Genomic DNA, 10,350 nt, shown 5'->3' with positions numbered 1-10,350 from the left:
TATTTGCCTTTTATTTTGCTGCTAGAGGGTGAAGTTATCTAAATCGTCATTCGGTTCAAAATCACCGAGCCTTTCAAGCTCAGTGTCTTGGCGCATCTGTTCGTGCCAACGTGCTTCATCCCAAATTTCAAATTTATTCATTAAACCCACCAGCATAATTTTTTTGCCAAGTTCTGCATGTGAGCGCAATGAAGGCGCCAACAAAATTCGACCGTTTTTATCAAGCTGATACTCTGTCGCATTACCTAACAACATACGTTGCATCCGTCGTGCTCTGGGATTCATATTAGATATTTTTGCTAAACGGCTTTCTATTTCTAACCATTCAGCAAGAGGATATAACCAAAGGCAAGGCTCATTGAGTGCAACGGTGCAAATTACCGTTCCCTGATCTTCAGACAATAGCGTATCACGGTACTTAGTCGGTACCGCAAAACGTCCTTTATCATCCAAACTCAGTGAACTTGCGCCACGAAACATAAAAAGCCTATCGTAAATTTATTTTAATCAACTTTTTGATTAACCCGATCCAGTTTGATCCACTAAACACCACTTTTTACCACAGTGCTCCAGTTTAGGGCTTGACAAGCCTTTTTGTCAAGTAAGTCACCCAGCTTTAGCACCCCGCGAAGCCTGAAAAAATAAGGCTCCGATTAAAGCGATTGAATTGTTTAATAAAAAATCTGATCAGCCAGTAAAAAATTTTTTATCGTTTTTTTTATTAGCTTGTTGGCATTATTTGCGTAATGAATAAACAGTGAATAATTACAATTTATTTGAGCCCTGCTGACCTTTGTGAATTAGAGTTTGGTCAAACTAGATGCGGTTTAATCGTGTCGCGAGGTTTGTAACCGAGTGGACAAAGAAAAAATCAATCTCGAATGATCAACACGTCCTAGTTTGTAAAAATTACAAACTGTTGTCGCAATAGTTACAGCTATAAACCCACTCAAAATTCGTAAATAAAATACAATTTATATAAAACAACAGGTTAAAGGCTGGTTTAATCATTGCATCTAAATAATTACTTTTAAAAAACTATTAAGGATTGATTATGGCTACGGCAACGAAGAGCAAAACTCCTATTGATGCAAAACAAGAGATTGAAGCACCGCTAACAGATAAAGCGACATCAGCAGCGCATGACGCAGTTGATGCATTATCAAGTAAAGCGGCGGCGGCAGAAAATGGCGTTCGTAAAGGCGCAAGCAGCTCAGCTGAAACGCTTAATGAAAAGCAGTTAGCCGCTCGTAAGAAACTAGCAGAGTGTTCGTCTAAAACACGTCAACTCGCATCAGAAAACCCATTAGCAACGGCAGGTCTGGCGTTTGCTGCTGGTATGTTAGTTACAGCACTGTTTCGTCGTAAGTAATACTAATGCAAAACCAACACTCAACACCAAGTGAATCACAAGGGACAGATTCGCCATCATCGGCAAAACACGCCGATGACTGGCAAGATCATGTTGTTAAGCTTGCTGATTATGCAGCGCAGCTCAAGGATGATTATTACCAACAAGGAAAGTTAACGCATCAGCTGGCTACAGCTGAGTGGAAGCTGTCGTTAAGATCCTTAGCACTGATCACCATTCTACTAGGATGTTTTGCCAGTGGCTTGGTGTTACTGTGGGTGGGGTTTTTAGGTATTGTAGGCTTTGCCACCTTTGATCTGTTTAGCTCTATCTGGCTGAGCATTGCAGTAGTGATCAGCCTACAAATTTTATGCTTAGTTTGGCTGTGGCGAAATGCCGTTTATCTGAGCAAAAAAATTGGCTTTACTAAAACGCTAAATAGTCTAAGGCAGCTGCTTAAATTATAAGGCACACACTATTATGCTAATCAATTATTTGATCAACTCACCGAACGCTCGCGTGCAACAGCTAGATAAAGAAGTTGTTATGCGATCAGAGCTAAAACGTCAGCATCTTGCAGCTATAAAATACAGAGCAAAACGCTTTGCAGCAACAAAAGTGGGGCTCGCCAGTGCGTTTGCAGCTGGCGCTGTAGTTGAGTCTGCTAAAGGTGATGCTAACACGATAAAAAAATACACTTGGTTATTAAAGCTACTTGCTTAAAAGTCATTCCCGCATCGATTCATCACGACAATGAGCCAAAAAAACCATTTTGATAATCGCTAACAGCCTGGCGAATTTCAGCCTCGGTGGTCATTACAAAAGGTCCCATGTGCGCAATTGGCTGGTTAAGTGGATCGCCTGCTAAAATAAGAACCCCCGCCGCTTTCTTTGCCTGTAATGCAATGTCACTCAATGGTTCTAATATAAGCAACTTACCCGCATTAAACACGTCACCGGTCTGAGATATTAATGAGCCTGTATGAATATAAATCATCACTTTTTGCTGTTTTAAAGCCGGTAAATTAAGCCCTTCACCCGCAGGCAAAGCTACATCGGCTATAGCGCCATTAGCAGCTAAATTTTGTAAGCTTGCAGCCAATTGGTGTGATTCAAATTGCCATGTCCCTGCTAAGGCTTTAAGTGAAACACCTTGTTGATTAGTAAAACTCGGTGCTGGATGCTCTGTGGTATCTTGGTATTGAGGCTCACGCATTTTTTGAGCACTTGGCATATTGAGCCAAATTTGAAAGCCATGTAAGCCTTGTTCAGCATCGGCAAGGGGCATTTCACTGTGCATAACACCGCTACCGGTACTCATCCATTGTACGTCACCTGCACGAATCGCCTTTTTGTTACCCATTTGGTCTTGATGTTCAAACCCGCCTTTTAAAATATAGGTAAAGGTTTCAATACCCCTATGAGGATGAGGAGGAAAACCACCAATATAATCACTTGCATCGTCAGATTTAAGCTCATCTATCATTAAAAATGGATCTAAATATTTACCATCAAATCCGGGAATACGACGAATATTAACACCATCCCCATCTTGGGTAGCATAAGCAGTTAGTACTTTGGTTATTTTCATTTTTTGCCTAAAATAGGTTAAGTAAAAGTATAAAATATTAATTTATAATTACAACTAGACCCGAAAATTAATTAATAAATTTCAGTTATATACAATAAAAGTAAATTTAATATTTGCGATATAATTTTAGTACATTAAAGGTTATTTATAGTATAATTATTGGCCATAGCTTCACCCCATACTTATTTGGATACGATTATTTTTACTGCATCATTAAAACATCAGCTTTATCGCCTACTTATGCTAATTTGCATGCCTGGGATCGCTGTGATCTTAATTACCTTATGGTTTAGTCGCGATGCAGCACTTAAAGAAAGTGAAAAAAAAGTAATGCATATTGCTGATCATTTAGTTTTACAGCAAAAAAATATTATCGATGACGTACAACGCCTGACCCTATTCTTAGCAAACAAGCACATAAATATTACCAAAATGTCGGTCAATTGCCCGCCTTACTTTTTAGACTTACAAACATTGTATAGCAACATTGCAAATGTGAGTGTTTATGATCGACAAGGCAATATTATGTGTGCAACCAATGGCAATAACCAAAATATAAATATTAGCGATCGTCAATACTTTCAACATGCCCTCACAACTAAAGCGCTTTCAATTGGCTCTTATCAAATTGGTAGAAGTATTAATGCGCCCAGTCTGAGTTTTGCTTCGCCAATATCAGATGAAAATGGCGAAATTACAGGTATGTTAGTTGCCGCAATTGCTTTGCAATGGTGGAATTCAGCGCTTAATAATTTAAATCTGCCCAATAATTCACGCGCAGTGATTACTGATTCTAACGGCCTAATTTTGGCTAATTTTCCTTTTTCAGCCGATCGATTAGGTAAAAAAATAACGAATGAAGACCTTGATCATAGCCAACAGGCCGGAATAATTTACAGAGGGAATGATGGAGCGAGCCGAATTTACAATCACACAACGCTTTATAAAGATACTAGCGGTAATCAACTATCAATTTACATTACTCAGCCAGTTGATAAAGCGATTGAGCAGATAGATATTAACTTTGTAAAAATGGTTTTAGGGTTTTTAATTACTATTCTTCTTTTAGCTGTAATGGCCAGACGACTAATCAATAAAAGTATTTTAAATCCGGTTAAAAGTTTAACGCAGGCGGTTAACCGCTTAGCGGCCGGTAATATGCCTCATGACGATGAGCAGCCCAATAGTCCTGAGCTAAATAGACTTTACCATCGTTTTAAATACATGGCCGAAACTCGCTTAATGGCTGAAGCATGCCTTAAACATAAGCATGACGAGCTCAATAGCTTACTTAATGCATTACCCGATGCTTTTTTACGCGTAGATGTCAATGGCAATATTCTTGATACCGGTGGACATATTAAATCGTTAAATTATAGCCATTCAACACCCCCTAAAAAATTATCGTGTTTATTCTCCGATGCTAATTTAAAACAAGTGCAAGGGTACTTAATACCCCTGAACGCCCCTGTCACTGTTGAGCTTGAACAAAAACAAGACAATCAGTTTTATGAAGCTAAAATTAGCCCAATGAAAAAAGCCGATGAGTTTATTATCGTTATTAGTAACATCACGCAACGAAAGCAAAATCAAGAATCGTTGCATTTAGCGTCATTAGTTTACAACAACAGCAGTGAAGGCATGGCAATCACGGATGAAAATGGGGTTATTTATGATGTGAACCCTGCGTTTTGTGAAACAACTTTGTATTCTCGAAGAGAAGCTCTCAATCAAACTATTAGTATTTTATCATCGGGTAAACACGATAAGCAGTTTTATAATTACATGTGGCAATCGCTCAATAAAACAGGGCGTTGGCAAGGTGAAATAACCAATCGTCGTAAAAATGGCGAGCTGTATGTTGAATGGTTAACCATCGATACTATTTACGATAAAAATAAAGCCCCGATTAGTCGTATTGCTATTTTTACCGACCTAACCGAGAAAAAACAAGCAGATGAATTAATTTGGCGACAAGCGCATTTTGATCATTTAACCGACTTGCCTAATCGATTAGAGCTAAAAGAGCGATTAAACCAACGATTCGAAAACCTGTTCAGTGAAGATCAAAAACTGGTCATTATGCTATTAGATATTGATCATTTTAAAGATATTAACGACACATTGGGCCACCATTTCGGCGATAGATTACTTAAGTTAGTATCTGAGCGAATTGTAAAAACGGCCAAAGAGGCTGACTTTGTAGCACGAATTGGCGGAGACGAGTTTGTTGTTGTGTTTAGTGATTTACATGGCAGCGAAAACATCGAGCAAATGGCAAAATCACTTTTGCTTAGCCTTGCCTCCACTATTTTTATTGAAGATGAAAAAGTGTATATCAGTGCCAGTATTGGTATTGCCTGCGCGCCAGATGATGGCCAAAATCCAGAGCAATTACTTAAAGCCGCTGACCAAGCTATGTATAAAGCAAAAAATAGCGGTCGCAATGGCTTTGAATTTTTCTCACATGATATGCGTAAAGATGCAAACGCAAGAATGCAACTACTCAAAGAGCTTCGCTCAGCTATAGAGCTAGAACAGTTTGAATTGTATTACCAGCCTATCGTATCGCTTGATGATTTACACATTCACAAAGCTGAGGGGCTTATTCGTTGGCAACACCCAGAAAAAGGCCTGATCAGCCCTGCTGACTTTATTCCTCTTGCTGAAGAAACCAGACAAATAAATGCGCTAGGTCAATTTGTATTTGCTGAGGCACTACAAACACTTAATAATATTAAAAAACACATTCAAGATGAATTTCAAATAAGCATTAACGTTTCACCAGTGCAATTGGCAACCGTCGATAGCGGCATAGACGAATGGTACGATATGCTAGCTACGGCAAATATACCAGCCTCAGCGATTGTGGCCGAAATTACTGAAGGCTTAATGGTTAATCCTGAAGAGCTGACCCAAAGCCGCCTAAAAGCCTTGGTTAAATCAGGTATGCAATTGGCCCTTGATGACTTTGGCACCGGTTACTCATCGCTTGCTTACTTGCAAGAAATGGATACCGACTACCTAAAAATAGATAAACGCTTTGTTGATAATATTCAAAAAGGCAGTCAAGAGCTGGCTTTGTGTGAAGCAATTATCATGATGGCTCATCAGCTTGGTTTAAAAGTGATTGCCGAAGGCATAGAAACAAAATTACAAATGGATTTATTACTTGAGGCCGGTTGTGATTATGGTCAAGGCTATTTGTTTTCAAAGCCGCTGCACAAAGCCTCGTTTATGCAGCTGATAACAACAAATCAAGCAATTAGTTTAAAATAAAAGTCATTTAGCCCTAATACTGGTTATTTTGTGTCGAGGTGGTCTGCTACATACGCACCTCGCTGCCCTCTTTTTTTATCTGGTCCAATGGTGCTGTCTTGAGCAGTTTGCTGCTCTAACGCTGCATTGATTGTGGCTCCTAAAATAATGATATAAGCGCTAATAAATAGCCACATAAGCATAATAACCACCCCACCTAAAGAGCCATATGTTTCGTTGTAACTAGCAAAATGAGATACATAAAATGAAAAGCCAAAAGATGCCACAATCCATAATACAGTGGCGGTGAATGAGCCCACGGTAACCCAGCGCCATTTAGCTGCTTTTCTGTGAGGCGCATAACGATATAAAATTAATAATGCAAAGTTAAAGGTTAGTGCCAGTAATGGCCATGAGATAAGCATGATTAAAAAATCAATACTCTCTTTTATTCCTAACAGGTTAAGCGCTAGCGGTAATATACCTATAATTACCAGTGCTATTACAGCCACCACAATTGCACCTACTGAAAATAATAAACGTACAAGTTGCGCCTTAAAAAATGAACGCTTTTCGTATTCGTGATAACTAATATTACATGCTGTGATCAACGCTTGGCTGCCCTTAGAGCTACTCCAAATAGTGAGCAGTAAAGTAGCCAGCGCACTAAGGCTTAAACTAGTTTGTGACTTTTGCGCAAGACTTGAAACTTGAGATAAAATAATTTCTTGAGTGCTTTGTGGTAATAACGCCATAAACTGACTTAAATACACACTAATATCATTCGGTGATGCAAAATAAGCATACACAGACACCAATGCCGCAATGGCGGGAAAAATAGCCAGTAACGCATAAAATGCCACGCCAGCCGCCACTAAAGATAAATTATCACGGCTCATTTGTTTTACTATTCGCCTTATAATATCCCACCAGCCACTCAGAGGGATATGGTTAGGCTGCTTGGCTCTTTGGCCACGCTTAAAGTCACTCATAGTTAACTCCCTTTTCCTAATTAAGTAGCAAAATGTTTGCCAAAAAAATACTGCTTGGTATTAGACTTGCTGCTATTGTTTAACACAGACCCTAATTACTTCGACCTAACACGGATGACCTCTATGCTCAATGCTTTAATTGCAACACTCGCTAATAACACATCAATTCCAGCAATCGACACCGTTAAACCAAACTCTATTTCTTGGAGCTTTTTAAAAGATCAAAGCGTGCAATTACTACACACATTCATGCAATTACTGCCCACTTTATTATTAGGGATTGTTATTTTGGTGATTAGTTATTTAATTGCCACACCATTATCACGCTTGTTAATAAAGCCTGTTACTTACATGACCAAGAGTAAATTAGTACATCTAGTTGCTAGGCGAGGTATTAGCACCTTAATTATTTTACTCGGGTTTTATCTATTTTTACGCTTGGCAGGACTCACCGAATTCGCGGTCGCAATTATGAGTGGCACCGGATTAATTGGGCTTATTTTAGGCTTTGCCTTTCGGGATATTGCTGAGAACTTTATTGCCAGTTTACTTTTGAGTGTACAGCGTCCATTTAAAATAGATGATGTAATAGAAGTTGATGGCAGAATTGGTATTGTTAAAAAAGTAACTGCACGGGCAACCACTTTAGTTGACTACGATGGTAATCATATTCAAATACCCAATGCGACTGTGTATAAAAATACCATTAAAAACTTAACCGCTAATCCAAAAATGCGCGGTCATTTTTCAATCGGTATTGGCTACGATAATGATATTCGCGACGCACAAAGTCTGGCAATTAGTACAATATCGCAGCAAACCTCTGTGCTTAGCGATCCACCTCCCCAAGTATTGATTGATAACTTAGGCTCCGCCACTATTAACTTTACCGTTTACTTTTGGGTCAACGGCGAACAATACAGCACGGTAAAAGTAGCCTCACAGCTTATGCGAGAGTTAATCAATAGTTTTACGCAACATAATATAAGCATGCCTGACAATGCCAGAGAGCGTATATTGCTCAATAGCCAAGGTGAAGATATTTATCCCATAGCAAGCGAAGCTAAAACAGAGACAACAGAAGAAATTAACGAGCAATCACATATTCAAAAACATAAAACCACAGAGCATGAACACAGTATTGATGATGTAAGTAGTGATACGGATGATATTCGCGAGCAAGCCGATGAATCACGCGACCCAGAGCAAGGTAAAAATATTATATAGAGAGGTTCGAGGTTCGAGGTTCGAGAAATTTAAAAGCCTTGCGGTTAACATTACAAGGTTTTTTTATGCCTGTAGCAGCGGGTTCACCCCGCGTCGTTATTAGGTTTTAGGTATTAAGCCCGTCACCCGTCGCCCGTCACCCGTCGCCCGTCGCCGTCACCCGTCACCCGTCACCCATGAACTTAAACCAAACCTGCGCGGCATAAAGCCCCGCCTTGTATCTCTCTGTAATAGATGATTAGCTATCATTTATTACATCGGAAGTTAGTGAGCTTGTAGCCCCGCCCAGTACTTGATACTGAGCCGTAGATTAAGCCCTAGCTTCCAATTCTCAACAAACTGAATGGTATCCAAGCACTCTTAGATTAAGTTGATGCTGTATGTACAAGGGGAGTAAGTAGAGATGATGTTTATTGGTTTTGATATCAGTAAAGATAAAGTTGATTTATGTTGGCTGAGAGATCCAATCACTAATAAAAAGAAAACAAAAGTATTTAAAAATAACCACCTAGCTTTCAAGGAAATTAAGCAGTGGCTTTTAAGTACAACCAAAACTATAGCTGAGGAAATCGTTATCACGGTAGAGCCAACCGGTGTTTACCATGAGCCGTTAATGTACTTTTTATACCAGCAAGGATTCAATATTATTCTCGCTAACCCTAGCAAAGCAAAAAAATATGCTGAGGCTCTAAATGTTGTTCATAAAACAGATAGGTCAGATGCGATAATGCTTGCAAGCTACGGTTATGCTAAGCAATCAACCGTTAACTTCTGGCAACCTGAAGCAAAGGAAATTAGAGAGCTTAAATCCTTACTGCGTCGACTTGATGCATTGGAGTCCAATAAACAACGAGAGCAGAATCGATTAGAAGCAAGTGAGTTTAATGCGACATCTGAGCGAGTCACTCAATCATTAAAAGAAACGATTAACTTTCTAGATGATGAGATAAAAAAACTTAAGTCAGATATTGATAGTCACATAAATAGCTTTCCTGACTTAAAGAAGAATAGAACGTTACTAGAAACAATCCCCGGTATTGGGCCTGTTATGTCTCGGGAGCTGACGTATATATTCGCCGCTAAAAATTTCAGCAGAGCTAAGCAAGCTGCTGCCTACTGTGGCTTAATACCGCGGCTGCATGAGTCTGGGAAAATGAAGGGCCATACAACTATGAGCAAGCTAGGGCCCTCAAAAATAAGAAGTAAACTTTATATGGCAGCAGTAGTCGCTGGGCAGTGGAATTATAAGATACAACAGCAAAAAATAGCCTTGCTGAATAATGGCAAAACGTCGATGCAAATCATTGGCGCCAATATGCGTAAACTCATTCATATATGTTTTGGTGTAATAAAAAATCAAGAAGCGTTTAAGCTCCAAGAAAGTTAAATACGATCTTGAAGCCTATAAAGAGAGATGGTATCTACGTTCAATAAAAACACCGTGCTCAGGCCTGCTCTTCACTTTTGATCAGACGCGGGGTAAACCCGCTGCTACACCAATCAACCTTAACCCGCCTCTCGCAGCCCGTCGCCCGCTGCCGTGAACCCAAAACACCGTGCTTGGCTTAATCTCTACCTAATACCTTTGTCTTTAACCAGACGCGGGATAAACCCGCTGCTACACCAATCAACCTTAACCCGCCTCTCGCAGCCCGTCGCCCGCTGCCGTGAACCCAAACACCGTGCTTGGCTTAATCTCTACCTAAAACCTAGCACCTAGAACCTAGCACCTTTGTCTTTACCAGACGCGGGGTAAACCCGCTGCTACATCAATCAATCTTACCCCGCTTCTCGCAACTCGTCGCCCGCTGCCGTGAACCCAAACACCGTGCTTGGCTTAATCTCTACCTAAAACCTAAAACCTTGAACCTTGAACCTTGAACCTTTGTCTTTAACCAGACGCGGGATAAACCCGCTGCTACACCAGTCAA

9 protein-coding genes are annotated in these 10,350 nt (G+C 39.9%); 6 read left to right on the top strand and 3 right to left on the bottom strand.

Annotated elements, in window-relative coordinates:
* Positions 1 to 21: 21 nt before the first annotated feature.
* Positions 22 to 480, bottom strand: coding sequence for a division/cell wall cluster transcriptional repressor MraZ (mraZ, locus tag BG00_RS06490; RefSeq protein ID WP_008110699.1), 459 nt, complete (start codon positions 478 to 480; stop codon positions 22 to 24).
* 574 nt (positions 481 to 1,054) lie between these two features.
* On the opposite strand from mraZ, the gene BG00_RS06485 reads away from it, so the two are divergent.
* Genes BG00_RS06485 through BG00_RS06475 form a run of 3 tightly spaced genes read left to right on the top strand, consistent with a single transcriptional unit; the run spans position 1,055 to position 2,074 of the window.
* Positions 1,055 to 1,372, top strand: coding sequence for a hypothetical protein (locus BG00_RS06485; protein WP_036981318.1), 318 nt, complete (start codon positions 1,055 to 1,057; stop codon positions 1,370 to 1,372).
* Positions 1,373 to 1,377: 5 nt separating this feature from the next.
* Complete coding sequence (locus BG00_RS06480) at positions 1,378 to 1,818, top strand: hypothetical protein (protein WP_036981316.1); 441 nt, start codon at positions 1,378 to 1,380, stop codon at positions 1,816 to 1,818.
* A 13-nt stretch (positions 1,819 to 1,831) separates the two neighbouring features.
* Positions 1,832 to 2,074 (top strand): hypothetical protein, encoded by a 243-nt coding sequence (locus BG00_RS06475; protein ID WP_008110702.1) that lies wholly within the window; start codon positions 1,832 to 1,834, stop codon positions 2,072 to 2,074.
* A gap of 22 nt (positions 2,075 to 2,096) precedes the next feature.
* Here the strand turns inward: BG00_RS06475 and BG00_RS06470 are convergent, their stop codons facing one another.
* Positions 2,097 to 2,942: a pirin family protein gene (locus BG00_RS06470; RefSeq protein ID WP_036981314.1), complete on the bottom strand. Its 846-nt coding sequence runs from the start codon at positions 2,940 to 2,942 to the stop codon at positions 2,097 to 2,099.
* 252 nt (positions 2,943 to 3,194) lie between these two features.
* Between BG00_RS06470 and BG00_RS06465 the strand changes: the two genes are divergently transcribed.
* Positions 3,195 to 6,221, top strand: coding sequence for a bifunctional diguanylate cyclase/phosphodiesterase (locus tag BG00_RS06465; RefSeq protein ID WP_036981312.1), 3,027 nt, complete (start codon positions 3,195 to 3,197; stop codon positions 6,219 to 6,221).
* Positions 6,222 to 6,244: 23 nt separating this feature from the next.
* Here BG00_RS06465 and BG00_RS06460 read toward each other — a convergent pair whose 3' ends face one another.
* Positions 6,245 to 7,192, bottom strand: a complete 948-nt coding sequence (locus BG00_RS06460; RefSeq protein WP_036981309.1) for a YihY/virulence factor BrkB family protein — start codon at positions 7,190 to 7,192, stop codon at positions 6,245 to 6,247.
* Between the two features lie 123 nt (positions 7,193 to 7,315).
* Between BG00_RS06460 and BG00_RS06455 the strand changes: the two genes are divergently transcribed.
* Entirely contained in the window at positions 7,316 to 8,419 is a 1,104-nt protein-coding gene (locus tag BG00_RS06455) for a mechanosensitive ion channel family protein (protein WP_036981307.1), read from the top strand.
* Positions 8,420 to 8,822: 403 nt separating this feature from the next.
* Positions 8,823 to 9,806 (top strand): IS110 family RNA-guided transposase, encoded by a 984-nt coding sequence (locus BG00_RS06450; protein ID WP_036981306.1) that lies wholly within the window; start codon positions 8,823 to 8,825, stop codon positions 9,804 to 9,806.
* Positions 9,807 to 10,350 lie beyond the last annotated feature (544 nt).

Origin of the sequence: Pseudoalteromonas sp. SCSIO_11900 (assembly GCF_000576475.1) — a bacterium.
GTDB lineage: Bacteria > Pseudomonadota > Gammaproteobacteria > Enterobacterales > Alteromonadaceae > Pseudoalteromonas > Pseudoalteromonas tetraodonis.
The sequence above is the reverse complement of the archived record's forward strand: the minus strand, read 5'-3'. Positions and strand labels throughout refer to the sequence as shown.

Bases quoted from the DNA above. Each gene is read 5' to 3' on its own strand.
- BG00_RS06485 (WP_036981318.1), top strand. From the start codon at position 1,055: ATGGCTACGGCAACGAAGAGCAAAACTCCTATTGATGCAAAACAAGAG.
- BG00_RS06475 (WP_008110702.1), top strand. From the start codon at position 1,832: ATGCTAATCAATTATTTGATCAACTCACCGAACGCTCGCGTGCAACAG.
- BG00_RS06465 (WP_036981312.1), top strand. From the start codon at position 3,195: ATGCCTGGGATCGCTGTGATCTTAATTACCTTATGGTTTAGTCGCGAT.
- BG00_RS06480 (WP_036981316.1), top strand. From the start codon at position 1,378: ATGCAAAACCAACACTCAACACCAAGTGAATCACAAGGGACAGATTCG.
- BG00_RS06470 (WP_036981314.1), bottom strand. From the start codon at position 2,942: ATGAAAATAACCAAAGTACTAACTGCTTATGCTACCCAAGATGGGGAT.
- BG00_RS06450 (WP_036981306.1), top strand. From the start codon at position 8,823: ATGATGTTTATTGGTTTTGATATCAGTAAAGATAAAGTTGATTTATGT.
- BG00_RS06460 (WP_036981309.1), bottom strand. From the start codon at position 7,192: ATGAGTGACTTTAAGCGTGGCCAAAGAGCCAAGCAGCCTAACCATATC.
- BG00_RS06455 (WP_036981307.1), top strand. From the start codon at position 7,316: ATGCTCAATGCTTTAATTGCAACACTCGCTAATAACACATCAATTCCA.
- mraZ (WP_008110699.1), bottom strand. From the start codon at position 480: ATGTTTCGTGGCGCAAGTTCACTGAGTTTGGATGATAAAGGACGTTTT.